The organism is Streptomyces sp. NPDC017890 (assembly GCF_044328675.1).
Taxonomy (GTDB): Bacteria; Actinomycetota; Actinomycetes; order Streptomycetales; family Streptomycetaceae; genus Streptomyces.
This window is the reverse complement of sequence record NZ_JBIRHU010000001.1, coordinates 628,710-654,972: the sequence shown is the minus strand read 5'-3', so window position 1 is coordinate 654,972 and position 26,263 is coordinate 628,710. Positions and strand designations below refer to the sequence as shown.

The following is a 26,263-nucleotide window of genomic DNA, read 5'->3' as shown; positions in this document are numbered from 1 at the left end:
ACGCTCTGCCTATCTGGGTCGTCTCGTGCGGGGGGGACGCGCCGGAGGCGGCGGGGGTGCGGGACCTGCGGCGCGACTGCGGCGTGGGACTGCCGGGACATACGCGCGGCCCGCGCGGTGGCCCCGGCGCGGGCCTCTCGTCTTCTCGTTTGAGCGGCACCGACCCGCCATGCTCGCCTCGCGGCAAGTGGTCGCTCGTAGCGACGAAGGTTGGGCCCGGGGGCTTGGATCGAGCCGGTGCCACGTCCAAGGTAACAAACGATCCCCGCAAGACAATTCCCGTCCCCCCGGCTTCCTTCCCGGGCGGGTTCCCCTCTTCCCTCGACCCGCGACTTCTCGTATGGTGGAAGTCGTTTTCCGAAAGTGCCCTCACTGATGGTGGACGGCGCGCGAACACAAAGTTCGCAATCCGGGGTGGCTACCACGTACCCAGTGGTAGGTGCGACGATCGGACGGCACAACGCAGTTACACGGTGAAAGCAGAGGAAGTCGGCCATGGCAACGGCGCCCAGCGTCTCCTACTCGATGACGGTCCGACTGGAGGTGCCCGCGGGCGGGACAGCGGTCTCGCAGCTCACCACCGCGGTGGAGTCCGCCGGCGGCTCGGTCACCGGCCTCGACGTCACGGCCTCCGGCCACGACAAGCTCCGTATCGACGTCACCATCGCGGCCGGCTCGACCTCCCACGCGGACGAGATCGTGGAGCAGCTGCGCGGCATCGAGGGCGTCAGCCTGGGCAAGGTCTCCGACCGTACCTTCCTCATGCACCTCGGCGGCAAGATCGAGATGGCGTCTAAGCACCCCATCCGCAACCGCGACGACCTCTCCATGATCTACACGCCGGGTGTGGCCCGCGTCTGCATGGCGATCGCCGAGAACCCCGAGGACGCCCGCCGCCTCACCATCAAGCGCAACTCCGTTGCGGTCGTGACGGACGGCTCGGCGGTGCTGGGCCTCGGCAACATCGGCCCGAAGGCCGCGCTGCCGGTCATGGAGGGCAAGGCGGCCCTGTTCAAGCGATTCGCCGGCATCGACGCGTGGCCGCTCTGCCTCGACACCCAGGACACCGACGCGATCGTCGAGATCGTGAAGGCCATCGCCCCGGGCTTCGCCGGCATCAACCTGGAGGACATCTCCGCGCCCCGCTGCTTCGAGATCGAGGCCCGGCTGCGCGAGGCCCTCGACATCCCCGTCTTCCACGACGACCAGCACGGCACCGCGATCGTCGTGCTCGCCGCCCTCACCAACGCCCTGCGCGTGGTCGACAAGCCCATCGAGAACGTACGGGTCGTCATGTCCGGCGCCGGCGCCGCCGGTACGGCCATCCTGAAGCTGCTGCTCGCCGCCGGTGTGAAGAACGCCGTCGTCGCCGACATCCACGGCGTGGTGCACTCCGGCCGCGCCGACCTCGTCGACGCCGCACCCGAGTCGGCGCTGCGCTGGATCGCCGACAACACCAACCCCGAGGGCCTCACCGGCACCCTGAAGGAGGCCGTGCACGGCGCGGACGTCTTCATCGGCGTCTCGGCCCCCAACGTCCTGGACGGCGACGACGTGGCCGCCATGGCGGACGGCGCGATCGTGTTCGCGCTCGCGAACCCCGACCCCGAGGTCGACCCGGCGATCGCCCGTCAGACCGCGGCGGTCGTCGCCACCGGCCGCTCCGACTTCCCGAACCAGATCAACAACGTGCTGGTCTTCCCGGGCGTCTTCCGCGGCCTGCTGGACGCCCAGTCCCGCACCGTCAACACCGAGATGATGCTGGCCGCCGCGCACGCCCTCGCGGACGTGGTGACGGAGGACGAGATCAACCCGAACTACATCATCCCCAGCGTCTTCAACGACAAGGTCGCCGGTGCCGTCGCGGGCGCCGTGCGGGACGCGGCGAAGGCCGCCGGAGTGGTGGCGTAGCACCCGGACGGAGTGTGTGCGGCCTGTGGTGTGGTGGTGAGGATCACCACGGCGGGCCGCCCCTCCGGCGCGTCGTGGGATGTCGGGCCTCGGATCGCCCTCTAGGGTTGCGCAAGGCTCAGGCCCTCTCCTCGTGGTGACTCCCAAGGGTGTTCCCACGACTCCTGGGGGTGCCGGATTGGCTTTACCGCCGCAGGTGGAGGCAGGATGCCTCCCTGGGCGCGAGGGTCTGACGACCGACCCGGGTCCGGGGATTGTCCGAGGGCCCTGGCAGCATCGGCATCGCTGTGCCCAGCATGCGGCTCCGCCGCGTGGCACGCCTCAACGGCAAGAAGAACACGGGAGTAACAACATGAACCGCAGTGAGCTGGTGGCCGCGCTGGCCGACCGCGCCGAGGTGACCCGCAAGGACGCCGACGCCGTGCTGGCCGCGTTCGCCGAGGTTGTCGGCGACATCGTCTCCAAGGGCGACGAGAAGGTCACCATCCCCGGCTTCCTGACCTTCGAGCGCACCCACCGTGCCGCTCGCACCGCCCGCAACCCGCAGACCGGCGAGCCGATCCAGATCCCGGCCGGCTACAGCGTCAAGGTCTCCGCGGGCTCCAAGCTGAAGGAAGCCGCGAAGGGCAAGTGAGCCTGACCTGAAAGGGGCGGCCACCTCCGGGTGGCCGCCCCTTTCATGTCCGCGCGCCGTCGGCGCGCATCCGCACCGTCAGCCGAGTGCCTTGCCCGGCAGCTCGACCTTCGCGCCCAGCTCCACGAGCTTCTCCATGAAGTTCTCGTAGCCCCGGTTGATCAGGTCGATGCCGTGGACCCGGGAGGTGCCCTGGGCCGCGAGGGCGGCGATGAGGTAGGAGAAGCCGCCGCGCAGGTCGGGGATGACCAGGTCGGCACCCTCCAGCTTGGTCGGTCCGGACACGACGGCCGAGTGCAGGAAGTTGCGCTGGCCGAAGCGGCAGTGGGAGCCGCCGAGGCACTCGCGGTAGAGCTGGATGTGCGCGCCCATCTGGTTGAGCGCGGACGTGAAGCCGAGACGGGACTCGTAGACCGTCTCGTGGACGATGGACAGGCCCGTGGCCTGCGTCAGGGCGACCACCAGGGGCTGCTGCCAGTCCGTCTGGAAGCCGGGGTGCACGTCCGTCTCCAGGGCGATGGACTTCAGCTGACCGCCCGGGTGCCAGAAGCGGATGCCCTCGTCGTCGATCTCGAAGGCGCCGCCCACCTTCCGGAAGGTGTTCAGGAACGTCATCATCGAGCGCTGCTGGGCGCCCCGGACGTAGACGTTCCCCTCGGTCGCCAGCGCCGCCGAGGCCCAGGAGGCGGCCTCCAGGCGGTCCGAGAGGGCACGGTGGGTGTAGCCGCCGAGCTCGTCCACACCGGTGATGCGGATCGTGCGGTCGGTGTCCATCGCGATGATCGCGCCCATTTTCTGCAGGACGCAGATCAGGTCCTCGATCTCCGGCTCCACGGCCGCGTTGGACAGCTCCGTGACGCCCTCGGCCAGCACGGCCGTCAGCAGCACCTGCTCGGTCGCGCCGACGGACGGGTACGGCAGGTTGATCTTCGTACCGCGCAGCCGCTGCGGGGCCTCCAGGTACTGGCCGTCCGCCCGCTTCTCGATCTTCGCGCCGAACTGCCGCAGCACCTCGAAGTGGAAGTCGATGGGCCGGCCGCCGATGTCGCAGCCGCCCAGGCCCGGGATGAAGGCGTGGCCGAGGCGGTGCAGCAGGGGACCGCAGAACAGGATCGGAATGCGCGACGAGCCCGCGTGGGCGTCGATGTCCGCGACGTTCGCGCTCTCCACGTGCGAGGGGTCGAGCACCAGCTCGCCGGGCTCCTCCCCCGGACGGACGGTCACCCCGTGCAGTTGCAGCAGTCCGCGTACGACCCGCACGTCGCGGATGTCCGGCACATTGCGCAGCCGACTCGGCGCACTGCCCAGCAGGGCGGCCACCATGGCCTTCGGCACGAGGTTCTTCGCACCGCGGACCCGGAGCTCGCCCTCCAGCGGGTTTCCGCCGTGGACAAGCAGTACGTCATCAGCGCCGTTGACGGTCATGAATCTCGCGTTCCGTGGGGGTTGGGCAGGGGCCAGAAGGGAAAGGGTAATCGTCTTGTACCCCCCTCGAGTAAGTCCGTGCACGGTCGGGCAACGTCATGGGTTTGTCACAACACGCGGTGTCCACCGGCGCGCACGGGGGGTCACTGCCGCGGGGCGCGCGAGGTGCTCGCGTTCACCCCCGTGCCCCCGATTGCCTCCCCACGGGAGGGGAACATGCGGGATCATGTCAGGCATGACCGAGGTGTCCTCGCTCACAGGGCGGCTGCTCGTGGCAACACCCGCCCTGGCGGACCCGAACTTCGAGCGCGCGGTGGTGCTCCTCCTCGACCACGACGAGGAGGGCTCCCTCGGCGTCGTCCTCAACCGCCCCACGCCGGTCGGCGTGGGGGACATCCTGGAGGGCTGGGCCGACCTGGCCGGGGAACCCGGCGTCGTCTTCCAGGGCGGCCCGGTGTCGCTCGACTCGGCCCTGGGGGTCGCCGTCGTCCCCGGCGGGGCGGCCGGAGAGGCGGCGCCGCTGGGCTGGCGCCGGGTGCACGGCGCGATCGGCCTGGTCGACCTGGAGGCGCCGCCGGAGCTGCTGGCCCCCGCCCTCGGGGCGCTGCGGATCTTCGCCGGTTACGCCGGCTGGGGCCCCGGCCAGCTGGAGGACGAGCTGGCGGAGGGTGCCTGGTACGTGGTCGAGTCCGAGCCCGGCGACGTGTCCTGCCCGGCCCCCGACAGACTCTGGCGCGAGGTGCTGCGCCGCCAGCGGGGCGAACTGGCGATGGTGGCGACGTACCCGGACGACCCCTCCCTCAACTGATCTCCGGCCGGGCGGGCGGACACCGTCGGTGCGTGTGAGCTTCGATACCCGGGCTTTCAGTACCCTGGCAGGCATGAGCACTCTCGAGCCCGAGCGCGGGACTGGTACGGGGACCCTCGTAGAGCCGACGCCGCAGACCTCCCACGGTGACGGTGACCACGAGCGCTTCGCCCATTACGTCCAGAAGGACAAGATCATGGCGAGCGCCCTCGACGGCACCCCCGTCGTGGCGCTGTGCGGCAAGGTGTGGGTACCGGGCCGCGACCCGAAGAAGTACCCGGTCTGCCCCATGTGCAAGGAGATCTACGAGTCCATGAGCGGCGGCGGCGACGAGGGCAAGGGCGGCGACAAGAAGAAGTAGCAGCTCTCCCGGCCGAGGTCCCCGAGGCCCCCGGAGTGTGCCCGCGCGCACTCCCGGGGCCTTCGTGTTGTCACGAAGTGGTCGAGACCTCTTGTGGACATGTTCATGTACTCCATAACCTCCTGGGTGTTGTGCAGAGCGAAACCGTCATTGCATATGTTGCAACGCACGCCCGGAGGAACACTCCATGAAGCTCGCCCCCCGCCTGGCCGTACTGCTGGCCGCCGCCGTCGTCACCGCGACCGCCTGCGCCCCCCAGACGTCCGACAACTCCTCCTCCGGCGAGGACGAGAAGAGCGGCACGCTACGTGTCTGGCTCTTCCAGGAGGTCAACACCAAACCGAAGGAAAAGGTCGTCGACGCCGTCCTGGCCGACTTCGAGAAGGCGCACGAGGGCACGAAGGTCGACGTCGAGTACATCCCCGTCGAGACCCGCGCCCAGCGCATCAAGGCCGCCTTCAACGACCCCGGCAGCGCTCCCGACGTCATCGAGTACGGCAACACCGACACCGCCGGGTACGTCAAGGACGGCGGACTCCTCGACATCACAGAGGAGTTCGGAGCGTGGGACGAGGCCAAGGACGCCGACCCCACCGCCCGGCAGTCCGTCACCGTGGACGGCAGGATCTACGGCGCCCCCTACTTCGTCGGCGTCCGCGCCCTGTACTACCGGACCGACGTCTTCGACGAACTCGGCCTGAAGGCCCCCAAGTCGCTGGACGAACTGGCGTCCACCGCGAAGAAGATCCGCGACGCGAAACCCGACCTCTACGGCATGGCCGTCGGCGGCGCCTACACCTACGGCGCGATGCCCTTCATCTGGGCGAACGGCGGCGAACTCGCCACCGGCAAGGGCGGTTCGTACGCTTCGGCGATCGACAGCGCCGCCGCCCGGAAGGGCATCGAGGCGTACACGTCCCTCTTCGGTGACGACAACTGCCCCGCCGCCAAGTGCGCCGGCATGGGCGGCAACGACACCGTCACCGCGTTCGCCTCCGGCAAGGCGGCCATGGCGATCGGCGGGGACTTCAGCCGCCAGGCCGTGGAGGCCGGGAAGGCGAAGGGCAAGTACGCGGTCGTGCCGCTGCCCGGAGCCGAGCCCGGCTCGATCGCCCCGGCCTTCGCCGGTGGCAACAACATCGGCGTCCTGAAGAGCACCTCGCACCGCACCCTCGCCGTCGACCTGATGAAGCGGCTCGCGTCGAAGGAGGCGCAGGGCGAGATGTTCGGCGCGATGGGCTTCCTGCCGACCTTCACCGACGTACGGCAGCGGGTCGCGGCCGAGGAGCCGTTCGTGAAGCCGTTCGTCGACACCCTGGCCGCGGGGACCGAGTTCGTGCCGGCCTCGGCCGCATGGGCGGCGATCGACTCGTCGCAGGTGCTGCCGACCATGTTCCAGGAGGTGGTCAGCGGCAAGAAGGACGTCGGGGCCGCCGCTGGGGACGCGGCTCGGAAGATGGACGACGCGTTCGGCTCCGCCGGGTGACGGGGGTGCCCAAGAGCTCGGGGGGTGCGGTTCGCGAACGGGTGCCGGCGAGTCGTGGCCTGTCGCGCCCCCGCGGCGGCAGCCGCAGACCCAGCACAGCCCCGCGCCCCTTTCGGGGCGCTGCCGGCACCCCCTGGATCTACCTCGCCCCCGCTCTCGTGGTCCTTGGTGGGCTGCTCGTCTACCCCGTCTACCAGCTCGGGCTGATCTCCTTCCTGGAGTACACGCAGGCCCAGGTGTCCGGTGGGGAGCCGACCACCTTCAAGGGGTTCGGGAACTACGCCGAGTTGTTCGGGGACGGTGAGTTCTGGCGGGTGCTGCTCGCCACCGTTGTGTTCGCGGCGGCCTGTGTGGTGTCGACGCTGGCCGTCGGGTGTGCGCTCGCCGTACTGCTCACCCGGGTGCGGGCCGTGCCGCGGCTCGCGCTGATGCTCGCCGCCCTCGGCGCGTGGGCGACGCCGGCGGTCACCGGGTCGACGGTGTGGCTGCTGCTGTTCGACCCGGACTTCGGACCCGTCAACCGGATGCTGGGGATCGGCGACCACTCCTGGACGTACGGACGCTACAGCGCCTTCGCCCTCGTCCTGCTCGAAGTGGTCTGGTGCTCCTTCCCGTTCGTCATGGTCACCGTCTACGCCGGTATCCGCGCCGTCCCGGCAGAGGTGCTGGAGGCCGCCGCGCTCGACGGCGCCTCCCAGTGGCGCATCTGGCGGTCGGTGCTCGCCCCGATGCTCCGGCCGATCCTGGTGGTCGTCACCATCCAGTCGGTCATCTGGGACTTCAAGGTCTTCACCCAGATCTACGTCATGACGAACGGCGGCGGCATCGCCGGCCAGAACCTCGTCCTCAACGTCTACGCCTACCAGAAGGCGTTCGCGTCCTCGCAGTACAGCCTCGGCTCCGCGATCGGCGTCGTGATGCTCTTGATCCTGCTCGCCGTGACGCTGGTCTACCTGCGGCTGCTGCGCCGCCAGGGGGAGGAGCTGTGAATCTTCCGCGCGTGCGTGTGCGCCGTCCGTGGCGGCTGGCCGCCGAGGCGTCGGCGCTGCTGATCTCGGTCGTGGTGGCCTTCCCGCTGTACTGGATGGTGCTGAGCGCCTTCAAACCGGCCGGGGAGATCGAGTCGAGCGAGCCGCGGCCGTGGACCCTGGCGCCCTCGCTGGACTCCTTCCGGCGGGTCTTCGGGCAGCAGGAATTCGGCCGGTACTTCCTCAACAGCCTGCTGGTGGCGGGCACCGTCGTGATCGCCTCGGCGCTCATCGCGTTCCTCGCGGCGACCGCGGTGACGCGTTTCCGGTTCCGTTTCCGGACCACCCTGCTGATCATGTTCCTGGTGGCCCAGATGGTGCCCGTGGAGGCCCTCACGATTCCGCTGTTCTTCCTCATGCGGGACTTCGGCCAGCTGAACACGCTGGGTTCGCTGATCCTGCCCCACATCGCCTTCTCGCTGCCGTTCGCGATCTGGATGCTGCGGGGCTTCGTGAAAGCCGTCCCCGAGGCGCTGGAGGAGGCCGCCTACATCGACGGGGCGAGCCGGGCGCGTTTTCTGTGGCAGATCCTATTCCCGCTGGTCTTCCCGGGGCTGGTGGCCACCAGCGTCTTCTCCTTCATCTCGACCTGGAACGACTTCCTGTTCGCCAAGTCGTTCATCATCAGCGACACCTCCCAGTCGACGCTGCCGATGGCGCTGCTGGTCTTCTACAAGCCGGACGATCCGGACTGGGGCGGGGTGATGGCCGCGTCCACGGTGATGACGATTCCGGTGCTGGTCTTCTTCGTACTCGTGCAACGACGACTCGTCTCCGGCCTCGGCGGAGCGGTGAAGGACTGACGTGACCGACATGAGTGGAAAGACGGACGTGACGACCGAAGTGACCGGACCGACCGACGAGACGGACGCGATTCCCCGGCCCCGGCGAGCCGCGTTCCACGGCGACGGCTTCTTCGAACTGGGGCCGGACACCAAGGTGGTGGCGGGCGACGGCACGCAGGGCACCGAACGCTGGCTGCGCGCCACCCTGGGCGCGGCCACCGGCCTGCCGCTCGCACCGGGGGAGGGTGACGAGAACACCGTCCGCCTGTCCCTCGAGGGTGGGCTGGGTGCCGAGGGCTACCGCATCGGCGTCACACCGGGCGGCGTCCGCCTCGCGGGCGGGGGCCCGGCCGGCCTCTTCTGGGGCGCCCAGACGCTGCGGCAACTGCTCGGCCCGGACGCCTTCCGGCGCGCGCCGCTCCCCGGTCGGCGGTGGAGGCTGCCGCTGGTCCGCATCGAGGACGCGCCCCGCTTCCCCTGGCGAGGCCTGATGCTGGACGTCGCCCGGCATTTCATGCCGAAGGAGGGCGTCCTGCGCTACCTGGACCTGATGGCGGCACACAAACTCAACGTCCTGCACTTCCACCTGACGGACGACCAGGGCTGGCGCGTCGAGATCGAACGCCACCCGAAGCTCACCGAGACCGGCTCCTGGCGGGCGCGCACCAAATACGGCCACCGGGCCTCACCGCTCTGGGAGGACAAACCCCACGGCGGTTACTACACCCAGGACGACATCCGGGAGATCGTCGCCTACGCGGCCGAACGGCACATCACCGTCGTACCCGAGATCGACGTACCCGGACACTCGCAGGCCGCCATCGCCGCGTATCCGGAACTCGGCAACACGGATGTCGTCGACACCACCGCCCTCTCCGTCTGGGACAACTGGGGGATCTCCCCGAACGTACTCGCCCCCACCGACAACACCCTGCGGTTCTACGAGGGCGTGTTCGAGGAACTGCTCGGGCTCTTCCCCTCGGAGTTCATCCACATCGGCGGCGACGAATGCCCCAAGGAGCAGTGGCGGCGCTCGGCCACCGCGCAGGCACGCATCGAGGAACTCGCCCTCGCCGACGAGGACGAGCTCCAGGCCTGGTTCATCCAGCACTTCGACACCTGGCTCGCCGAACGCGGACGGCGGCTCATCGGCTGGGACGAGATCCTGGAGGGCGGACTGGCCAAGGGTGCCGCCGTCTCCTCCTGGCGCGGGTACGCGGGCGGGGTCGCCGCCGCGCGCGCGGGGCACGACGTCGTCATGTGCCCCGAGCAGCAGGTGTACCTGGACCACCGGCAGCACGCGGGCGAGGACGAACCCGTGCCGATCGGCTTCGTGCGCACCCTGGAGGACGTCTACCGGTTCGAGCCGGTTCCGGCGGAGCTGACGCCGGACGAGTCCGGACACGTGATCGGAACCCAGGCGAACGTGTGGACCGAGGTGATGGAGAACCAGGGGCGCGTGGACTACCAGACGTTCCCGCGGCTCGCCGCGTTCGCCGAGGTGGCCTGGAGCACCCTGCCCGCCCCGGCCGACCGGGACTACGCCGGCTTCGAGCGGCGGATGGCCGCCCACTACCGGCGACTTGACGCGCTGGGCGTCACCTACCGGCCGCCGGGCGGCCCGCTGCCCTGGCAGCGGCGGCCCGGAGTGCTCGGCCGACCGATCGACGGACCGCCGCCGAACAAGTAAGGCGAACGCCGAACAAGTACGGCGAACAGGTAAGCAACGCCCCGAAACGTCACTGAAGAGTGGCAACTCTCGCTCATCCCGCGCGCCTCCGGGTGTCGGCCGATTGATGGAGATCCCGTACGAAAACGGACCATCTCGCCGACGAGGTGGGCGAATGCCTCCTAGCGGACCCCCGCGTTCGGGCCCTGCGAAGATGTGCCAGAGTTGCCACGTCCGCCCTGTCAGGTCGTACCGTACGGCCACATGGGCGGGACCAGGTGGGACAGCGGGAAGGGGCAGTCGGGTTGACCACGCACGCACCGCAGGCGGGGCAGGCCGTCACGCTGCCCACGACACTGGACGAGGCCGTGGCGGCGCTGGCCGCCATGCCCGCCGCCGTGCCGGTCGCGGGCGGCACCGACCTGATGGCCGCCGTCAACTCCGGCCAGCTCAGGCCCGCCGCGCTGGTCGGGCTGGGCCGGATCAGCGAGATCCGCGGCTGGCAGTACCTGGACGGTCACGCGCTGCTCGGCGCGGGACTCACCCACGCCCGCATGGGCCGCCCCGACTTCGCCGCGCTCATCCCGGCGCTCGCCGCCGCCGCGCGCGCCGCGGGCCCCCCGCAGATCCGCAACGCGGGCACCCTGGGCGGCAACATCGCCTCGGCCGCCCCCACCGGCGACGCGCTGCCGGTGCTGGCCGCGCTGGAGGCGACGCTGATCATCGCGGGCCCGGACGGGGCCCGCCGGGAGATGCCGGTCTCACACCTGCTGGCCGGCATGGAGCTGCTCCGCGCGGGCGAACTCATCGGCTACGTGCGCGTGCCGCTGCTGCACGCGCCGCAGGTCTTCCTGAAGGCGACCGGCCGGACCGGTCCGGGTCGCGCGATGGCCTCCGTGGCGCTGGTCCTCGACCCCGCCCGGCGCGGGGTGCGGTGCGCCGTCGGCGCCATCGCGCCGATGCCGCTGCGGCCCCTGGAGGCCGAGCAGTGGGTGGCCTCGCTCATCGACTGGGACAACGGCCGCGCGATCGTCCCGGAGGCCCTGAGCGCCTTCGGCGAGTACGTCGCCGCCGCCTGCATCCCCGACGCGGCCCCGGCCGAGGACGGTTCCGTACCGCAGCTCCCGCCGGCCGTACTGCACATGCGGCGCACCGTCGCCGCGCTGGCCCGACGAGCACTGGGGAGGGCGCTGTCGTGACCGACGACCAGCACGGAGAGGGCAGGCCTCCGAGCGGGGGGCGCTGGGACCCGCTGCCCCAGGGCGACTACGACGACGGCGCCACCGCCTTCGTCCAGTTCCCCGAGGGCGGTGTGGACGCGCTCCTGGCCTCCGCCGACAGCCCGCTCGCCGCGCCCGGGCACGGCTATGTGCCGCCGCAGATCACGGTCGCGCCCGCCACGACCGCCGGTACCGACCCGGCGTCCACCGGTTCCTGGGTGATGCCGTCCGCACCCGTGGACGGCACGCAGTGGCAGGTCCCGGACGCGGGGCAGGACTCCGCGGCCCACCAGGGGTTCGCCGAGTACCCGCAGCAGGACCCGTACGGCGGGAGCGCGCCGTACGGCACGGACGCGCCGTACGGCACGGACGCCGGACAGGGCGACCGGTTCGCGTACCGGCCCGGGGCCACCGCCCAGTGGGACTTCTCCGAGGCGGCGGCAGCGGCCGCGGAGGGCGCCGCGCCCGGGCCCGATGCCGCGTCCGGGCAGGACGTCACCGGGCAGTGGTCCATCCCCGTCGCCGACGGCGACCTTCCGGACGAGTCGGGCGAGTTCACCCAGTCGTCCCTGGCCGAGCAGTGGGGCGGCACCGCGCCGGCCACCCTGCCCGGCGGCGCCCCCGCGCCCTGGGCGACGCAGCAGGCCGGGCAGTCGTGGGGCGACCGTACGGCGGAGGCCGCGCCGCCCGGCGGGGAGCGGCCGGCCGAGCGCCCGTCCGCGCCCGAGGAGCCCGCTCCGGCCGCCGGTCCGTACGCGGAGGCGCCCACCGAGCCCGTCGCGGAGAGCGGCCCCCCGGCCCCGGTGGCCGACGCGGCGGTGACCGATGAGCCTGAGGCGGCCGAGGAGGTCACTGAAGGCCTCTCCGGGCCGCCCGAGGGCACCACCGAGAACGTGGAGGCGGAATCCGCCCCGGAGGCCGCGGAGGAGCCCGTGGCGGGCCCGGCGCCCGTCGCCGAGCAGGAGCAGGAGCGAGAGCAGGAGCAGAGGCAGGAAGACGGGCAGGAGGACGGCCGGGAGCGTGAGCGGGAGCCGGAGGCCGAGCCTCGCACCGACCCCGACCCCGACCCCGACCCCGACCCCGACCCCGGCCCCGACGCCGGTCCGCCCCTCGGCCCGGCTGCTTCCGGGGCCGCCCCGGCCGCCCCTCAGGAGCAGGCCCCCGCCGGACTGAACGAGGAACACCCCCTCGCCTCGTACGTGCTGCGCGTCAACGGCGCCGACCGGCCCGTCACCGACGCCTGGATCGGCGAGTCGCTGCTGTACGTGCTGCGGGAGCGGCTCGGCCTCGCGGGCGCCAAGGACGGCTGCTCGCAGGGCGAGTGCGGCGCCTGCAACGTGCAGGTCGACGGACGGCTGGTCGCCTCCTGCCTGGTCCCGGCCGTGACCAGTGCCGGCAGCGAGGTGCGTACGGTCGAGGGCCTCGCCACCGACGGGCAGCCGTCGGACGTGCAGCGGGCGCTCGCCCGGCGCGGCGCGGTGCAGTGCGGCTTCTGCGTGCCCGGCATGGCGATGACCGTGCACAACCTCCTGGAGGGCAACCCGGCGCCGAGCGAACTGGAGGCCCGGCAGGCCCTGTGCGGCAACCTGTGCCGCTGCTCCGGCTACCGGGGTGTCCTGGAGGCGGTCAAGGAGGTCGTCGCCGAGCGCGAGGCGCACGCCGGTGCCGACGCGAACGGCACGGACTCCGACGAGCCCCGCATCCCGCACCAGGCGGGCCCGGGCGCGGGCGGCGTCAACCCGTCGGCGTTCGAGTCCCAGGGGCCGCCCGGCACACCGTCCGGGAATCCGGACGCGGGACCGCACTCCCGGGGGCCGCACGGCCGGCCCTACGGTGACGAGCCCCACGGCCATGACCCCCACCACGACCCACACGGCCCCCACGGGCAGGGCGGCCCCCACGGCCAGGACGGAGGCCACGCGTGAGCAACGACGCCGCGACTGCGGAGGCCGCGGGAACCACCGGGACGGCCCCCGTCCCCGAGCCGATCCCGCACGGCCTCGGCGCGTCCCTGCCGCCCGCCGACGCCCGCGCGAAGACGGAGGGCACCTTCCCGTACGCCGCCGACCTGTGGGCGGAGGGCCTGCTGTGGGCGGCCGTCCTGCGCTCACCGCACCCGCACGCGCGCATCGTGTCCGTCGACACCACCCACGCGCGCGAGATGCCCGGCGTACGGGCGGTCGTCACCCACGAGGACGTGCCCGGCGCCCCGCTGCACGGACGCGGCGGCCGGGCCGACCGCCCGGTGTTCGCCTCCGAGGTCGTACGCCACCACGGCGAGCCCATCGCGGCCGTCGCCGCCGACCACCCGGACACCGCGCGGATGGCCGCCGCCGCCGTCATCGTCGAGTACGAGGTGCTCGCCCCGGTGACCGACCCGGAGCAGGCCTTCGAGGCCGAGCCGCTGCACCCCGACGGCAACCTGATCCGGCACATCCCGCTGCGGCACGGCGACCCGGACGCGGCCGGCGAGGTGGTCGTCGAGGGCCTGTACCGCATCGGCCGCCAGGACCCGGCGCCCATAGGGGCCGAGGCGGGCCTCGCGGTGCCGCGCCCGGACGGCGGCGTGGAACTGTACCTGGCCTCCACCGACCCGCACGCCGACCGCGACACGGCCGCCGAGTGCTACGGCCTGGCACCCGAACAGGTGAAAATCGTCGTCACCGGGGTGCCCGGCGCCACCGCCGACCGCGAGGACCAGGGCTTCCAGCTGCCGCTCGGCCTGCTGGCGCTGAAGACCGGCTGCCCGGTGAAACTGACCGCCACGCGCGAGGAGTCCTTCCTCGGCCACGTGCACCGGCACCCCACCCTCCTGCGCTACCGCCACCACGCGGACGCCGAGGGCCGGGTGGTGAAGGTCGAGGCGCAGATCCTGCTCGACGCGGGCGCCTACGCCGACACATCCTCGGACGCCCTGGCCGCCGCGGTGGCGTTCGCCTGCGGCCCGTACGTCGTCCCCAACGCCTTCATCGAGGGCTGGGCCGTGCGCACCAACAACCCGCCCTCCGGCCACGTGCGCGGCGAGGGCGCCATGCAGGTGTGCGCCGCGTACGAGGCGCAGATGGACAAGGTCGCCAAGAAGCTCGGCCTCGACCCCGCCGAGGTGCGGCTGCGCAACGTACTGGCCACCGGGGACGTGCTTCCCACGGGCCAGACGGTCACCTGTCCGGCCCCGGTCGCCGAACTCCTCCAGGCCGTACGGGACTTCCCGCTGCCCGCCCTGCCCAAGGACACGCCCGAGGACGAGTGGCTGCTGCCCGGCGGCCCCGAGGGCGCGGGTGAACCGGGCGCGGTGCGCCGGGGCGTGGGCTACGGCATCGGCATGGTGCACATGCTCGGCGCGGAGGGCGCGGACGAGGTCTCCACGGCCACCGTGAAGGTCCAAGGCGGTGTGGCGACGGTGCTGTGCGCGGCCGTCGAGACCGGCCAGGGCTTCACCACGCTGGCCCGGCAGATCGTCCAGGACACCCTCGGCATCGACGAGGTGCAGGTGGCGCCCGTCGACACCGACCAGCCCCCGGCCGGCGCGGGCTGCCGGGGCCGCCACACGTGGGTGTCGGGCGGCGCGGTGGAACGGGCGGCCAAGATGGTCCGCACCCAGCTCCTCCAGCCTTTGGCACACCAGTTCGGGATGTCGACCGAGCTGCTCCAGATCGCCGACGGCAAGATCACCTCGTACGACGGCGTGCTGTCGACCACGGTCACCGAGGCGCTGGACGGCAAGGAACTGTGGGCCACCGCCCAGTGCCGCCCGCACCCGACCGAACCGCTGGACGAGGCCGGCCAGGGCGACGCCTTCGTCGGCATGGCCTTCTGCGCGATCCGCGCGGTGGTGGACGTCGACGTCGAGATCGGCTCGGTACGGGTCGTGGAGCTGGCCGTCGCGCAGGACGTGGGCCGGGTGCTCAACCCGGCCCAGCTGACCGCCCGGATCGAGGCGGGCGTGACCCAGGGCGTCGGCATCGCGCTCACCGAGAACCTGCGCACCCCGCGCGGCCTGATCCGCCACCCCGACCTGACCGGCTACGCCCTCCCGACCGCGCTCGACGCCCCGGACATCCGGATCGTGAAGCTGGTCGAGGAACGCGACGTGGTCGCCCCCTTCGGCGCGAAGGCGGTCAGCGCGGCACCGGTGGTGGCCTCCCCGGCGGCCGTCGCCTCCGCCGTGCGCGCGGCCACGGGGCGCCCCGTGAACCGGCTCCCGATCCGGCCGCAGGCCGCGGTGGTGACCGGCGGCTGAGCCTCCCGCGCGCGGTCCCGCGCGCGGGACGACGGGCCGGGACCGGTCCGGAACGTGCGGGAGGGGTGAGCTTCCCGCGCGCGTGAGGCAACGGGCGGAGGTCTCGGCGCGTCCTACCGGTCGAACGGGTTCCGCACGCGCGGGCGTTGTCAGTGGCGGCGCGTAGTCTCCGAAGGAGTGCGAACGGCAGGCGCCCGCGCACGGGCGGACACACACTCTCGGGGGAGACGATGCACGTGGCCACGAGCGGGACGACGACCATGGCGTGCTCGGCGGCGTCCGCCGCCCGGGCGGTGCCGTCGCTGGTGACCCGGGTCCGTCTCGCGACGTCGGTGGAGGACCCGTCGTGGACGCGCGGCGCCTCCTGGTGGTCGCAGGGGGCGGACGCGAGGCCGTCACTGTGGAGGACGTCCGCGCTGATGGGCTGCCTGCTCCTGACGGTCGGCCGCCGCACGGCGCCGGCCCCCTCCCCGGGGCTGCCGGCCCGGTTCCTGGACCGGGAGTTCGGCCGGGGCGGGGTGACGCGCTTCGAGGACATCGACTTCCCGGCCACCCTGGAGCACGAGCCGACCCGTCACTTCCTGCGCGAGACGGGCCTGCCCGAGGATGCCCACCCCTTCCGGCTGGACACGGCCGACCTGCCGCTGGCGCTGCCGACGCTCGCCGAGTGGTGTGACGAGTTCCCCGAGCACCGGACCCCCGACCGCGCGGACCACCTCGTACGCCTGGGTCTGCTGGCGGGCGGCGGTCACGTCGTCGTCGACGGCACGACGGGCGCCGTCCTGACCTGGAGACCCTCCGACGGCACCCTCCACGCCCTGACGCCGGACGTGTCCGCCCTCGCCCTCGCCCTGTGGGCGCTGCGCCGCGCGACGCTGCCGGAGTCCTCGGCGGGGAGCGGACCCGCGTAACCGCCCGCGAGCCGAGCCCGCCGGTGAGACCGCCCCCGCCGAGACCGTGCTGAGCCGCGCCTGCCGGGCGCTGAGCATCGGCTTCGTCTCCGTCGTCGTCCGATCGTCTTCGAGGCGACGGCCGTCGGTACCGCGATGCCGGTCGCGGCGCGGGAGCTGGACGGGGTGCCGCTGTACGCGTTCGCGTTCTCCGAATGCTTCACGACAAGCCTGTTCGGGATGGGCCCGGGGCGGTGAGCGCCGCGGCAGCGAGGTCGCGAAGACCGTGGGGCCGCCGCGGCGGCTGTGACGTCCGTCCCACCCGGGGGTGACCCGCCCCGGTGCGCGCGTCGATCGCGTCGGGGCGCCGGTAGGGTGGCCCGGTTGTCATACGTGGCCGACCGCTCTACCCCCTTCGGAGACCGTGACTACCACCGCCAGCTCCAGCACCTCGCACCACCTGTCCCCGGCCTTCCCCGGCCGTGCCCCGTGGGGCACCGCCAGCAAGCTGCGGGCCTGGCAGGAGGGGGCGATGGAGAAGTACCTCCAGGAGCAGCCCCGGGACTTCCTGGCGGTCGCCACGCCCGGCGCCGGCAAGACCACCTTCGCCCTGACGCTCGCGTCCTGGCTGCTGCACCACCATGTCGTGCAGCAGGTGACCGTCGTCGCGCCGACCGAGCACCTGAAGAAGCAGTGGGCGGAGGCCGCGGCCCGGATAGGGATCAAGCTCGACCCCGAGTACAGCGCGGGCCCGCTCAGCCGCGAGTACCACGGCATCGCCATCACCTACGCCGGTGTCGGCGTCCGGCCCATGCTGCACCGCAACCGCGTCGAGCAGCGCAAGACCCTCGTCATCCTCGACGAGATCCACCACGCCGGTGACTCCAAGTCCTGGGGCGAGGCCTGCCTGGAGGCGTTCGAGCCGGCCACCCGGCGGCTCGCCCTGACCGGTACGCCGTTCCGCTCCGACACCAACCCGATCCCCTTCGTCACGTACGAGGAGGGCAACGACGGCATCCGGCGCTCCGCCGCCGACTACACCTACGGGTACGGCTCCGCGCTCGCCGACGGCGTCGTGCGTCCCGTCATCTTCATGAGCTACAGCGGCAACATGCGCTGGCGCACCAAGGCGGGCGACGAGATCGCCGCCCGGCTCGGCGAGCCCATGACCAAGGACGCCGTCAGCCAGGCCTGGCGCACCGCGCTGGACCCGCGCGGCGAGTGGATGCCCGCCGTGCTGCGCGCCGCCGACCAGCGGCTCACCGAGGTCAGGAAGGCCATCCCGGACGCCGGCGCCCTCGTCATCGCCGCCGACCAGGACTCCGCCCGCGCCTACGCCAAGCTGATCCGCGAGATCACCGGCAGCAAGGCCACCGTCGTGCTCTCCGACGACACCGGCGCCTCCAAGAACATCGACGACTTCAGCGCGAACACCGACCGGTGGATGGTCGCCGTCCGCATGGTGTCCGAGGGCGTCGACGTGCCCCGCCTCGCGGTCGGCGTGTACGCCACCACCATCTCCACGCCGTTGTTCTTCGCCCAGGCCGTCGGCCGTTTCGTACGGTCCAGGCGGCGCGGCGAGACCGCCTCCGTGTTCCTGCCGACCGTGCCCGACCTGCTCACCTTCGCCAACGAGATGGAGCGCGAACGCGACCACGTCCTCGACAAGCCCAAGAAGGAGGGCGAGGAGGACCCGTACGCCGAGTCCGAGAAGGAGATGGACGAGGCGAACCGGGAGCAGGACGAGGACACCGGCGAGGACATGCTGCCCTTCGAGGCACTGGAGTCCGACGCCGTCTTCGACCGGGTCATGTACAACGGCGCCGAGTTCGGCATGCAGGCCCACCCGGGCAGTGAGGAGGAGCAGGACTACCTCGGCATCCCCGGGCTCCTCGAACCCGACCAGGTGCAGCTGCTGCTGCAGAAGCGGCAGGCCCGGCAGATCGCGCACAGCCGCAAGAAGCCCGACGAAGAGGCCGACCTGATCGAACTGCCCGCCGAGCGGCGCCCGGTCGTCTCGCACAAGGAGCTGATGGAGCTGCGCAAGCAGCTCAACACCATGGTCGGCGCCTACGTCCACCAGAGCGGCAAGCCGCACGGCGTGATCCACACCGAACTGCGCCGGGTGTGCGGGGGCCCGCCCAGCGCCGAGGCCACCGCCGGGCAGCTGCGCCAGCGCATCACCAAGGTGCAGGAGTGGGCCACCCGCATGAAGTGACCTGCGGGGCGTGGGCGCCGCCCGCGTGCGCTGTACGTATCGGGACAAACACAAGTAGTCCCCACCGGTAGCCGCCCGGATTCTGGACGGAGCCTTCCGCTGAGCGAACCAGGTCGCTACTGTCCCGCTACGCACACGCCCCGTGGCAGCGCCGCCGCGGAGCGCAGCCGTGAAGCGACTGGGCCCGGGCAACACCGGGACGTCAGCCGATCGGCGGCCTCTGAAGCGCGTCACTGACGGGACTCGGTGACGCATCGCCGCGAGGAGGGCCGCCGACCTCACCACTAAGGAGTGGGCGTCGTGACCGCGGAGACCTCTCAGACGCTCGACCGGGGACTGCGTGTCCTCAAACTGCTCGCCGACACGGACCACGGGCTGACCGTCACCGAGCTGTCCCACAAACTGGGCGTGAACCGGACCGTCGTGTACCGGTTGCTCGCCACGCTGGAGCAGCACGCACTCGTACGCCGTGACCTGGGCGGACGAGCCCGGGTCGGACTCGGTGTGCTGGGGCTCGGCCGCCAGGTGCACCCGCTGGTGCGCGAGGCGGCGATGCCCGCGCTGCGTTCGCTGGCCGAGGACATCGGGGCGACGGCCCACCTGACGCTGGTCGACGGGGCGGAGGCGCTGGCCGTGGCCGTCGTCGAGCCGACCTGGACGGACTATCACGTGGCCTACCGGGCGGGCTTCCGGCATCCGCTGGAGCGGGGGGCCGCGGGCAAGGCGATCCTCTCCGCGCGGCAGCAGGCACCGGCCGGCGCCGGCACCGGTGAGGCGGGGGGCGGGCCCGGGTACACCCTGACCCACGGGGAGCTGGAGGCGGGCGCCTGCGGCGCCGCCGCACCGCTCCTCGGGGTGACGGGAGTGGAGGGCAGCGTCGGCGTGGTGATGCTGTCCGACGTGGTGCCGGAGCGGGTGGGGGCGCGGGTGATGGACGCGGCGCGTGAGGTGGCGGAGGCGTTGCGCTAGCCGCGCCGACCTCCGCGACGGCACCCCGGCACGCTGGGCCGCGCCGTCGTTTCGGGCCGCGCTGCTGTGTCGGACCGCCGGGTCGCCGGATCGCCGGGTCGTGCCGTCGTGCCGTGCCGTCGTGCCGGGCCGCACGGCGGCGCCCGGACCCCGTACCGACGTGGAGTGCCCGCAACCGGGCCGGCGGGCGCCTCGCGTTAGATTGACTCCGTGCTCTCTCGTCTCACGCGTCCCCAGACCCTCGCCGTCTGCGCTCTGCCCGTCGTGGCGCTGCTCGCCACCGCCGGGTTCGCGCCGTTGCCGTTCTCCGTGGCGCGGCCGGGACTGACGGCCGACGTGCTGGGGAAGAACCAGGGCGCCCCCGTGATCACGATCAAGGGCGCGCCGACGCACGACACGAGCGGCCAGCTGCGGATGACGACGATCGAGGCGACCGGCCCCGACGCCGACGTCCGCCTCGGTGACGTGCTCGACAGCTGGTTCAGCACCGAGCGCGCGGTCATGCCGCGCGACGCCGTCTACCCGAGCGGCGACGGCGTCGAGGAGATCGAGGAGTACAACGAGGAGCAGATGAAGGAGTCCCAGGACGCGGCGACCACGGCCGCGCTGGACCACCTGAAGCTCGACGAGGCGGACGTCGACGTCGAACTGCGCCTGGAGGACGTCGGCGGCCCCAGCGCCGGACTGCTGTTCTCCCTCGGCATCATCGACAAGCTGGGCGCCGGCGACCTCACCGGCGGCGAGGTCATCGCCGGGACCGGCACGATCACCACCGGCGGCAAGGTCGGAGCCGTGGGCGGCGTGCCGCTGAAGACGCAGGCCGCCCGACGGGACGGGGCCACCGTCTTCCTGGTGCCGAAGGCGGAGTGCTCCGACGCGCGGGCCGAGCTGCCGAAGGGGCTGCGGCTGATCCCGGTCACCACCCTGAAGGGCGCGGTGGACTCGCTCGAGGCCCTGGAGACGGGAAAGGGCGAGGTCCCGGCCTGCTGAGGCGGGCGCCGGCTCAGCCCTCCTTCACGAAGCCCTTCTCGATCATCCAGTCCAGTGCCACATGGTGCGGGTCCTCGCCGTCCACGTCGACCTTCGCGTTCAGGTCCCGTGCGACGTCGTTGGTCAGCGCCTCGGTGACCGGCGCGAGGACGGAGGCGATCGCCGGCCATTTCTCCAGGGTGGCGGTCCTGACCATGGGCGCCGCGTTGTAGTTCGGGAAGAACTTCCTGTCGTCCTCCACCACCACCAGGTTCATGGACTTGATCCGCCCGTCGGTGGTGAACACCTCGCCGTAGGTGCAGGCGCCCTTCGCGGTCTGGGTGTAGATGATGCCGGTGTCCATCTGCGTGATGTTCCCGGCCGGGATGTCCATCCCGTACGCCTTCTCCAGCCCCGGCAGCCCGTCCGCGCGGTTGGCGAACTCGCCCTCCACGCACAGCGTCACCGCGCCGGGGTCGGACTTCGACAGCCCGGCGACCTCCGACAGCGTGTTCGTGCCGTACTTCCTGTGGCCGGCCTGGTTCATCGCCAGCGCGTAGGTGTTGTTCATCGGCGCCGGCGGCAGCCAGGTGATGTCGTTCTTCGCATCGGCGTCGCGTACCGCCTCCCACTGCTGCCGCGGGTCGGGAATCGGCCTGCTGTTGCCCAGGTACGTGATCCAGGCGGTGCCCGTGTACTCGTACGTGGCGTCGGCGTCGCCGTTCTGGACCGCCGCGCGGGTGCCGACGGAGCCCTGGATGCCGGTGCGGTCGAGGACCTCCGCGCCGGCCGCCTCGAAGGCGATGCCCATGATCGCGCCGAGGATCAGCTGCTCGGTGAACTCCTTGGAGGTGACGGTCAGGTCGGCGCCCTCCAGCGGCCGGCCCTTCCCGATGGTGCCGGGTCCGACGTCGTCGACCATGGGGGAGCCGCTGGTCAGGCCGCAGCCCGCGGCGGCCGCGGTCAGGACCGAAGCGGCCAGCAGGATGCGCGTACGCCGTCTCATGTCCCCGCCTCCAGTCCGCGCGGGCGCAGCAGCAGTTCGGCGAGCGAGGCCAGCCAGTCCACCAGCAGCGCCAGGGCGACGGTGAGGACCGAGCCGAGCACCAGCACCGGCATGCGCTGGCTGGTGATACCGGTGGTGATCAGCACACCGAGGCCGCCGCCCCCGCCGAAGGTCGCCAGGGTCGCCGTACCGACGTTCAGCACGAGGGCCGTGCGCACGCCGGCCAGGATCAGCGGGACGGCGAGCGGCAGCTCCACCCGGGTGAGCACGCCCAGCGGGGACATGCCGATGCCGCGGGCCGCCTCCAGGAGCGTGGGGTCGTTCGCCTTCAGGCCCGCGATGGTGTTGGAGAGCACCGGCAGGACGGCGTAGATGATGATGCCGATCAGGGCGGCCCGGCGGCCGATGCCCAGCCAGATCACCAGCAGCGCCAGCAGGCCGATCGCCGGGGTGGCCTGGCCCATGTTGGCGAACGCCATCGCCACCGGCGTGGCCTTGCGAAACGCTCGTCGGGTGAGCAGCACGCCCAGCGGGATCGCGATGATCAGCACGAAGAAGGTGGAGATCACCGTCAGCTGGACGTGCTGCCACAGGGCCTTGGTGACCTGGCCGTCCGACAGGGCGTTCTCGCTCAGCGCGTCCAGGTCGGCCTGCCGGAACCACAGCCAGGTGGCCAGCAGTACGGCGACCAGGACCGCGGGCAGGAAGGTCAGCTTCCGCCAGCCGACCCGCCGCTCCGCGCCCGCCGGGGACGGCGGGCGCGGCTCCTGCTCCACCTCGTCCTCGTCGTCCTGGGCGCTCCTCCCGGTCCCGGGCTCGTCCTCGGTCCGCCGGCCGGCAGGGGAGCCGGACGACGAGCCGCGGGACGAGCCGCGGGTGGGGCCGGAAGAAGAGGTGCTCACTCCTTGGTCCCGTCCCCCGTGAAGCCCTCCTGCTCGGCATGGGTCTGCTCGGCCCGGGTCTCCTCCAGGTCGTGCTGGTGCTCCAGCGCGTCCAGCCGGTCGGCCTCCAGCAGCTCGTGCACGGAGTTCATCAGCGTCTCCATGTCGACGACGCCCTCGTACTCGCCGCGCCGCCCGGTGACCGCGACGCGCCCCGCGTTGTCGGTGAGCACCGCCTCCAGCGCGTCCCGCAGCGTCGCGTCCCGGGTCACCCAGTCGTGCACCAGCGTCCCGGCCCGCGCCAGTGAACCCTTGGCCCGCATCAGGTCGCCGCGCCGGAGCCACTTGTACGGCCGCCCGCGCCGGTCGAGGAGGAGGATCTCGTTGGTGCCGGCCGCCCGCAGCTGATCGAAGATGTGCTGGAGCGGGTCCTCCACGGTCACCGTCGGGTAGTCGGTGATCGCCACGTCCCGTACGCGGGTCAGGTTCAGCCGCTTCAGCGCCGCCCCGGCGCCCACGAAGCCGGAGACGAAGTCGTCCGCAGGGTTGGTGAGGATGGCCTCCGGGGTGTCGAACTGCGCGATGTGGGAGCGTTCGCGCAGCACGGCGATCCGGTCGCCCAGCTTGATCGCCTCGTCGAAGTCGTGGGTGACGAAGACGATCGTCTTGTGCAGCTCGCGCTGGAGCCGGATCAGCTCGTCCTGGAGGTGGTCCCGGGTGATCGGGTCCACCGCGCCGAACGGCTCGTCCATCAGGAGCACCGGCGGATCGGCGGCCAGCGCCCGCGCCACGCCCACCCGCTGCTGCTGGCCGCCGGACAGCTGGCGCGGGTAGCGGCCCTGGAACTCGCCGGCGTCCAGTCCCACCAGGTCGAGCATCTCCTCCACCCGCGACCGGATCCGCGCCTTCGACCAGCCGATCATCTTCGGTACCAGCGCGATGTTCTGGGCGACGGTCATGTGCGGGAAGAGGCCGGAGGACTGGATCGCGTAGCCGACCTTGCGGCGCAGCTTCACCGGGTCGATGTCGGTGACGTCCTCGCCGTTGATGCGGATGCGTCCGCCGCTGGGCTCGATCAGCCGGTTGATCATCTTCAGGGTGGTGGACTTCCCGCAGCCCGAGGGGCCGACGAAGATCACCGTCTCGCCCGCGCCGATCTCCATCGACACGTTCTCGACGGCCGGCCGCGGGTTGCCGGGGTAGCGCTTGGTGAGGCAGTCCAGCTCGATGGTCGCCCCGGTGGCGGCGCTGTGGCTGTTCTCGGACACGGATCCCCTTGTCTCGGACACGGATGCCTCTGTCCCGGACACGGATCCCCCTGTCTCAGACACGGATCCCCCTCGGAATGGTCAGCCGTCCGAGCAGCACGTACGCGGCGTCGAACAGCAGTGCCAGGATGATGATCCCGAGGGTGCCCGCGAGGACCTGGTTGAGCGCGTTCTTGCTGCCCAGCGAGGCGATCCCGCGGAAGATCTCGTTTCCGAGCCCCGGGCCGGAGGCGTAGGCGGCGATCGCGGCGATGCCCATCAGCATCTGCGTCGAGACCCGGATCCCGGTGAGGATGGGCGGCCAGGCCAGCGGCAGCTCCACCTTCAGCAGCCGGGCCGGACGCGACATCCCGATGCCCGTGGCCGCGTCCACCAGTGCCGGGTCGACCCCGCGCAGGCCGACGATCGCGTTGCGCACGATGGGCAGCAGCCCGTACAGGGTCAGCGCGGTCACCGTCGGCGGCACACCGAGGCCCACGACCGGGATGAGCAGGCCGATCATGGCCAGCGACGGGATGGTCAGAATGGTCGACGTGGTCAGGGTCGCCAGGTTCCCCGCCCACTCGCTGCGGTAGGTGACGACGCCGATCAGCACCCCGAGCAGCGTCGCGACGACCATGCACTGGAAGACCGCGCTGGCGTGCTGGTAGGCGTCGGTGAGCAGCTGCTGGTGGCGGCTGCCCAGGAACTCCCAGAAGTTCACGTGCGCTCACCTCCGGGTCGGCCGGTCTCAGTCGCTGCTGTCCCTGTCGCGGGCCGCCTGCTCCACCAGCGGGATGATCCGCAGCGGAACGGGGTTCTCCATGACGATCGCCGTGGCGGCCCGGACGATGCCATCAAAACCGACGACCCGGTCGATCACCCGCTGGAGATCGGCGTTCGAGCGGGCCACCAGCCGGCACAGCATGTCCCCGGTGCCGGTGGTGGTGTGCAGCTCCAGCACCTCCGGAACGGTCGCCAAGTGGGCCCGTACGTCGGCCCCTTGGCCCTGCCGGATCTCCAGCGTCGCGAACGCGGTCACCGGGTAGCCGAGCGCCGCCGGATCCACCTCGGGACCGAATCCGCGGATGACTCCGTTCGACTGAAGCCGGTCGAGGCGCGCCTGCGCGGTGCCGCGCGCCACCCCCAGCCGCCGGGACATCTCCAGCACCCCGATCCGCGGCTCCCGCGCCAGCAGTCCGATGATCAGACCGTCCAGTCGATCGATCGCCATTCCCGTCCCCCTCGGCTGGTCATCCTGTACAGATCGCCTGCAACCATCGCCGTATCACTGGTCAGGTTGCCCAGTGAATGAGCGAACTATTGCGCACCTTGCAGACGCGGGAGAACCTGCGGCTATGACGCAGACCACACACCACACTCCCGACACCGCCCGGCAGGCCGACCCCTTCCCGGTCAAGGGAATGGACGCGGTCGTCTTCGCCGTGGGCAACGCCAAACAGGCCGCGCACTACTACTCCACCGCCTTCGGCATGAAGCTGGTCGCCTACTCCGGACCGGAGAACGGCAGCCGCGAGACCGCTGCGTACGTCCTGGAGAACGGCTCCGCCCGCTTCGTGTTCACCTCGGTGATCAAGCCCGCCACCGAGTGGGGCGACTTCCTCACCCGGCACGTGGCCGAGCACGGCGACGGCGTCGTCGACCTCGCCATCGAGGTCCCGGACGCGCGCGCCGCCCACGCCTACGCCGTCGAGCACGGCGCCCGCTCGGTCGCCGAGCCGTACGAGGTCAAGGACGAGCACGGCACCGTCGTCCTCGCCGCCATCGCCACGTACGGCCAGACCCGCCACACCCTCGTCGAGCGCAGCGGCTACGACGGCCCCTACCTGCCCGGCTACGCCGCCGCCGAGCCGATGGTCGAGCCGCCCGCGCAGCGCACCTTCCAGGCCGTCGACCACTGCGTCGGCAACGTGGAACTCGGCCGCATGAACGAGTGGGTCGGCTTCTACAACAAGGTCATGGGCTTCACGAACATGAAGGAGTTCGTGGGCGACGACATCGCCACCGAGTACAGCGCGCTGATGTCCAAGGTCGTCGCCGACGGCACCCTCAAGGTCAAGTTCCCGATCAACGAGCCCGCCGTCGCCAAGAAGAAGTCCCAGATCGACGAGTACCTGGAGTTCTACGGCGGCGCCGGCGTCCAGCACATCGCGCTGAACACCAACGACATCGTGCAGACCGTGCGCACGATGAAGGCGGCCGGCGTCCAGTTCCTGAGCACGCCCGACTCGTACTACGACACGCTCGGCGAGTGGGCCGGCGAGACGCGCGTCCCCGTGGAGACGCTGCGCGAGCTGAAGATCCTCGTCGACCGCGACGAGGACGGCTACCTGCTGCAGATCTTCACCAAGCCGGTCCAGGACCGCCCGACCGTCTTCTTCGAGCTCATCGAACGGCACGGCTCGATGGGCTTCGGCAAGGGCAACTTCAAGGCCCTGTTCGAGGCGATCGAGCGCGAGCAGGAGAAGCGCGGCAACCTCTGACGGCCGGGCCGC

At 71.7% G+C, this 26,263-nt stretch carries 22 protein-coding genes and 1 pseudogene; 17 read left to right on the top strand and 6 right to left on the bottom strand.

All coding sequences use genetic code 11. The features are described 5' to 3' along the window. The first annotated feature begins 495 nt into the window (after window positions 1-495). Together ACH4F2_RS02820 and ACH4F2_RS02815 are read left to right on the top strand one after the other, a co-directional pair. A complete protein-coding gene (locus ACH4F2_RS02820; RefSeq protein WP_398130876.1) occupies window positions 496-1,911 on the top strand; it encodes an NAD-dependent malic enzyme in 1,416 nt (471 codons plus the stop codon). Window positions 1,912-2,263: 352 nt separating this feature from the next. After that, window positions 2,264-2,545 carry an HU family DNA-binding protein gene (locus tag ACH4F2_RS02815; protein ID WP_003950507.1) on the top strand — a complete coding sequence of 94 codons (282 nt, stop codon included), beginning with the start codon at window positions 2,264-2,266 and terminating at the stop codon, window positions 2,543-2,545. Window positions 2,546-2,623: 78 nt separating this feature from the next. On the opposite strand, the gene murA is transcribed toward ACH4F2_RS02815, so the two are convergent. Then, window positions 2,624-3,970: a UDP-N-acetylglucosamine 1-carboxyvinyltransferase gene (gene murA / locus ACH4F2_RS02810; RefSeq protein ID WP_398130875.1), complete on the bottom strand. Its 1,347-nt coding sequence runs from the start codon at window positions 3,968-3,970 to the stop codon at window positions 2,624-2,626. A 235-nt stretch (window positions 3,971-4,205) separates the two neighbouring features. On the opposite strand from murA, the gene ACH4F2_RS02805 reads away from it, so the two are divergent. The 14 genes and pseudogenes from ACH4F2_RS02805 to ACH4F2_RS02740 all read left to right on the top strand — a co-directional run bounded on the left by ACH4F2_RS02805 (window position 4,206) and on the right by ACH4F2_RS02740 (window position 20,634). Then, on the top strand, window positions 4,206-4,778 hold the full coding sequence (locus ACH4F2_RS02805; RefSeq protein WP_398130874.1) for a YqgE/AlgH family protein: 573 nt from the start codon (window positions 4,206-4,208) through the stop codon (window positions 4,776-4,778). Window positions 4,779-4,851: 73 nt separating this feature from the next. Then, window positions 4,852-5,139, top strand: a complete 288-nt coding sequence (locus tag ACH4F2_RS02800) for a DUF3039 domain-containing protein (RefSeq protein WP_398130873.1) — start codon at window positions 4,852-4,854, stop codon at window positions 5,137-5,139. A gap of 187 nt (window positions 5,140-5,326) precedes the next feature. After that, window positions 5,327-6,625 (top strand): extracellular solute-binding protein, encoded by a 1,299-nt coding sequence (locus ACH4F2_RS02795; protein WP_398130872.1) that lies wholly within the window; start codon window positions 5,327-5,329, stop codon window positions 6,623-6,625. Then, window positions 6,622-7,614 carry a carbohydrate ABC transporter permease gene (locus ACH4F2_RS02790; protein WP_398130871.1) on the top strand — a complete coding sequence of 331 codons (993 nt, stop codon included), beginning with the start codon at window positions 6,622-6,624 and terminating at the stop codon, window positions 7,612-7,614. The genes ACH4F2_RS02795 and ACH4F2_RS02790 overlap by 4 nt, the downstream gene beginning before the upstream one ends. 11 nt (window positions 7,615-7,625) lie before the next feature. Beyond that, entirely contained in the window at window positions 7,626-8,456 is an 831-nt protein-coding gene (locus tag ACH4F2_RS02785) for a carbohydrate ABC transporter permease (RefSeq protein WP_398130870.1), read from the top strand. 10 nt (window positions 8,457-8,466) lie between these two features. Beyond that, window positions 8,467-10,128: a beta-N-acetylhexosaminidase gene (locus ACH4F2_RS02780; protein ID WP_398130869.1), complete on the top strand. Its 1,662-nt coding sequence runs from the start codon at window positions 8,467-8,469 to the stop codon at window positions 10,126-10,128. 284 nt (window positions 10,129-10,412) lie between these two features. Continuing rightward, complete coding sequence (locus ACH4F2_RS02775; protein WP_398130868.1) at window positions 10,413-11,306, top strand: FAD binding domain-containing protein; 894 nt, start codon at window positions 10,413-10,415, stop codon at window positions 11,304-11,306. Continuing rightward, on the top strand, window positions 11,303-13,252 hold the full coding sequence (locus tag ACH4F2_RS02770; RefSeq protein ID WP_398130867.1) for a 2Fe-2S iron-sulfur cluster-binding protein: 1,950 nt from the start codon (window positions 11,303-11,305) through the stop codon (window positions 13,250-13,252). The genes ACH4F2_RS02775 and ACH4F2_RS02770 overlap by 4 nt, the downstream gene beginning before the upstream one ends. After that, window positions 13,249-15,567 (top strand): xanthine dehydrogenase family protein molybdopterin-binding subunit, encoded by a 2,319-nt coding sequence (locus tag ACH4F2_RS02765; protein ID WP_398130866.1) that lies wholly within the window; start codon window positions 13,249-13,251, stop codon window positions 15,565-15,567. Before ACH4F2_RS02770 ends, ACH4F2_RS02765 begins: the two co-directional genes overlap by 4 nt. 230 nt (window positions 15,568-15,797) lie before the next feature. Further along, window positions 15,798-16,478, top strand: a complete 681-nt coding sequence (locus ACH4F2_RS02760; protein WP_398130865.1) for an SUKH-4 family immunity protein — start codon at window positions 15,798-15,800, stop codon at window positions 16,476-16,478. 46 nt (window positions 16,479-16,524) lie between these two features. Beyond that, window positions 16,525-16,700 (top strand): annotated as a pseudogene (locus ACH4F2_RS02755) (MFS transporter); the annotation flags it as partial. Between the two features lie 181 nt (window positions 16,701-16,881). Then, the gene (locus tag ACH4F2_RS02750) at window positions 16,882-18,675 is read left to right on the top strand and encodes a DEAD/DEAH box helicase (RefSeq protein ID WP_398130864.1); all 1,794 of its coding nucleotides are present in this window, start codon (window positions 16,882-16,884) and stop codon (window positions 18,673-18,675) included. A 300-nt stretch (window positions 18,676-18,975) separates the two neighbouring features. Further along, a complete protein-coding gene (locus tag ACH4F2_RS02745) occupies window positions 18,976-19,644 on the top strand; it encodes an IclR family transcriptional regulator (protein WP_398130863.1) in 669 nt (222 codons plus the stop codon). Window positions 19,645-19,854: 210 nt separating this feature from the next. After that, entirely contained in the window at window positions 19,855-20,634 is a 780-nt protein-coding gene (locus ACH4F2_RS02740; protein ID WP_398130862.1) for a S16 family serine protease, read from the top strand. A 13-nt stretch (window positions 20,635-20,647) separates the two neighbouring features. On the opposite strand, the gene ACH4F2_RS02735 is transcribed toward ACH4F2_RS02740, so the two are convergent. The 5 genes from ACH4F2_RS02735 to ACH4F2_RS02715 all read right to left on the bottom strand — a co-directional run bounded on the left by ACH4F2_RS02735 (window position 20,648) and on the right by ACH4F2_RS02715 (window position 24,981). Continuing rightward, window positions 20,648-21,619: a glycine betaine ABC transporter substrate-binding protein gene (locus ACH4F2_RS02735; protein WP_398130861.1), complete on the bottom strand. Its 972-nt coding sequence runs from the start codon at window positions 21,617-21,619 to the stop codon at window positions 20,648-20,650. Then, window positions 21,616-22,395, bottom strand: a complete 780-nt coding sequence (locus ACH4F2_RS02730) for an ABC transporter permease (protein ID WP_398130903.1) — start codon at window positions 22,393-22,395, stop codon at window positions 21,616-21,618. Before ACH4F2_RS02730 ends, ACH4F2_RS02735 begins: the two co-directional genes overlap by 4 nt. Window positions 22,396-22,517: 122 nt before the next feature. Next, window positions 22,518-23,768, bottom strand: a complete 1,251-nt coding sequence (locus ACH4F2_RS02725) for a betaine/proline/choline family ABC transporter ATP-binding protein (protein ID WP_398130860.1) — start codon at window positions 23,766-23,768, stop codon at window positions 22,518-22,520. Between the two features lie 55 nt (window positions 23,769-23,823). Then, a complete protein-coding gene (locus ACH4F2_RS02720; RefSeq protein ID WP_398130859.1) occupies window positions 23,824-24,471 on the bottom strand; it encodes an ABC transporter permease in 648 nt (215 codons plus the stop codon). Between the two features lie 27 nt (window positions 24,472-24,498). Next, window positions 24,499-24,981 (bottom strand): Lrp/AsnC family transcriptional regulator, encoded by a 483-nt coding sequence (locus tag ACH4F2_RS02715; RefSeq protein ID WP_398130858.1) that lies wholly within the window; start codon window positions 24,979-24,981, stop codon window positions 24,499-24,501. 124 nt (window positions 24,982-25,105) lie between these two features. Here ACH4F2_RS02715 and hppD point away from each other — a divergent pair, with 124 nt between their 5' ends. Then, on the top strand, window positions 25,106-26,251 hold the full coding sequence (gene hppD / locus ACH4F2_RS02710; RefSeq protein ID WP_398130857.1) for a 4-hydroxyphenylpyruvate dioxygenase: 1,146 nt from the start codon (window positions 25,106-25,108) through the stop codon (window positions 26,249-26,251). The last annotated feature ends 12 nt before the right edge of the window (window positions 26,252-26,263 follow it).

What these genes read in the sequence shown, in the direction of transcription:
- ACH4F2_RS02820 (WP_398130876.1), top strand. Translation starts at nt 496, where the DNA reads ATGGCAACGGCGCCCAGCGTCTCCTACTCGATGACGGTCCGACTGGAG.
- ACH4F2_RS02815 (WP_003950507.1), top strand. Translation starts at nt 2,264, where the DNA reads ATGAACCGCAGTGAGCTGGTGGCCGCGCTGGCCGACCGCGCCGAGGTG.
- murA (WP_398130875.1), bottom strand. Translation starts at nt 3,970, where the DNA reads ATGACCGTCAACGGCGCTGATGACGTACTGCTTGTCCACGGCGGAAAC.
- ACH4F2_RS02805 (WP_398130874.1), top strand. Translation starts at nt 4,206, where the DNA reads ATGACCGAGGTGTCCTCGCTCACAGGGCGGCTGCTCGTGGCAACACCC.
- ACH4F2_RS02800 (WP_398130873.1), top strand. Translation starts at nt 4,852, where the DNA reads ATGAGCACTCTCGAGCCCGAGCGCGGGACTGGTACGGGGACCCTCGTA.
- ACH4F2_RS02795 (WP_398130872.1), top strand. Translation starts at nt 5,327, where the DNA reads ATGAAGCTCGCCCCCCGCCTGGCCGTACTGCTGGCCGCCGCCGTCGTC.
- ACH4F2_RS02780 (WP_398130869.1), top strand. Translation starts at nt 8,467, where the DNA reads ATGAGTGGAAAGACGGACGTGACGACCGAAGTGACCGGACCGACCGAC.
- ACH4F2_RS02760 (WP_398130865.1), top strand. Translation starts at nt 15,798, where the DNA reads ATGCACGTGGCCACGAGCGGGACGACGACCATGGCGTGCTCGGCGGCG.
- ACH4F2_RS02735 (WP_398130861.1), bottom strand. Translation starts at nt 21,619, where the DNA reads ATGAGACGGCGTACGCGCATCCTGCTGGCCGCTTCGGTCCTGACCGCG.
- ACH4F2_RS02715 (WP_398130858.1), bottom strand. Translation starts at nt 24,981, where the DNA reads ATGGCGATCGATCGACTGGACGGTCTGATCATCGGACTGCTGGCGCGG.
- hppD (WP_398130857.1), top strand. Translation starts at nt 25,106, where the DNA reads ATGACGCAGACCACACACCACACTCCCGACACCGCCCGGCAGGCCGAC.